Source organism: Streptomyces sp. NPDC002403 (assembly GCF_053593015.1).
Window position 1 is genome coordinate 1 of the sequence record NZ_JBSFBQ010000157.1, and the last position, 1,329, is coordinate 1,329.

At 69.5% G+C, this 1,329-nt stretch carries 2 protein-coding genes; both read right to left on the minus strand.

The annotated features are described in order from the left end of the window. A partial coding sequence (locus ACWCPY_RS43295; protein WP_451274696.1) for an FAD-dependent monooxygenase occupies nucleotides 1-378 on the minus strand: 378 nt, incomplete at its 3' end. A 237-nt stretch (nucleotides 379-615) separates the two neighbouring features. Then, complete coding sequence (locus ACWCPY_RS43300) at nucleotides 616-1,311, minus strand: TetR/AcrR family transcriptional regulator (RefSeq protein WP_451274698.1); 696 nt, start codon at nucleotides 1,309-1,311, stop codon at nucleotides 616-618. Nucleotides 1,312-1,329 lie beyond the last annotated feature (18 nt).

The window sequence follows — 1,329 nt, forward strand, 5'->3', positions numbered from 1 at the left end:
CTTTCTGCCCCAGTGGATCGTGCCGTCGGGCAGCGAGTTCAGCAGCAGGTCACGCAGGTCACCGCGGTCCACCTCCGGGCGGCCGCCGGTGCCGTCGTCCTTCTCGGAGACGTGGACGGCGGCGTCCGGACCGACCAGGCGCATCTCCTGACCGCCCTCGTGGACGATCTTCAGAAAGTCCTCGTAGAGGCCGGCGGCGTGCAGCGCCTTCTGACCGTTCGCCTCGTGGATGTCGAGCATGCCGCCCTGGGTGCGGGCCGCGGCGGACGCTTCCAGTTCGAAGATGGCGGCCTGGATGCCGTTGACATGCAGGACACGGGCGGCGGTGAGGCCGCCGAGACCTCCGCCGATGATGGCGATGGGGTGATGGGTGCTCATGGGGGCCTCCGGATGACTGACCGAGTGCGCACGAAGCGCAGCCCGGGAAGGGGTTCGAAGTCGGCGCCACCCGTCCCGCCGACCTGCGGTGGGACGGGTGGGTCGCGAGGCGAGCTGACCGGACGCCTTCACAGTAACGAACGTGTTCGTTCCGAACAAGTTCGTCGCGGTCTCTGCTCGCGAGGCCACGGGACGTGCGCCCACGGCGGAGCTGCCCGGGCTGCGGGTGAGGTGATTTCAGCCCTTCGTGCCGGGGACGGGTGTATGCGTGATGCCGTTGACCAGAACGTCGAAGCTCCAGCCCATGCGGTCGTCGGCCGAGCCGCTGACCAGGGCGGGCATGTACGCCTTGATGGACGGATGGGTGGTCTCGTCCACGGACTGCAGGGCGCGGGTGGTGGCGTTCCAGTCGTCCTCGGCCATGGGGTCGTGTTCCTGCGTCGAGTGCTCGGCGGCCGTGGCCGTGGCGTCCTGGAGCAGCTTGTCCACGCCCCAGGCGACCTGCTCGCGGGAGGCTCCGCTGCGGGACAGCAGGTCCAGGACGCGCTCCACGAGCCGCAGGTAATTCTCGCCGCTGGGGCGCGCCACGAGAGCCGATCGGGCGAGTTGAGGGTGTGCGAACAGTACGGCGGTGTAGGAGGCCAGTACGGCGCGGAGCCGCTCGCGCCAGCCGTCCTCGGCACTCCCGCCGGTCAGGTCGACCTCGCCCAGCAGGGCGTCCAGCACGGCCGCGTGCAGTTCGGCGGTGTTGGCCACGTAGACGTACAGCGACGCCGGACCGGTGTCCAGCTCTTTGGCCAGGCGGCGCATGGTGACCTTCTCCAGTCCCTCGGCGCGCATGACCCGTACGGCGGTGTCCACGATCCACCGCCGCGAAAGGGCGGGCTTCGCGGGACGCTCGCGGCGGCTGATCGGTTCTCTTCTCGCAGTCATACCCCGATCGTAACGAAC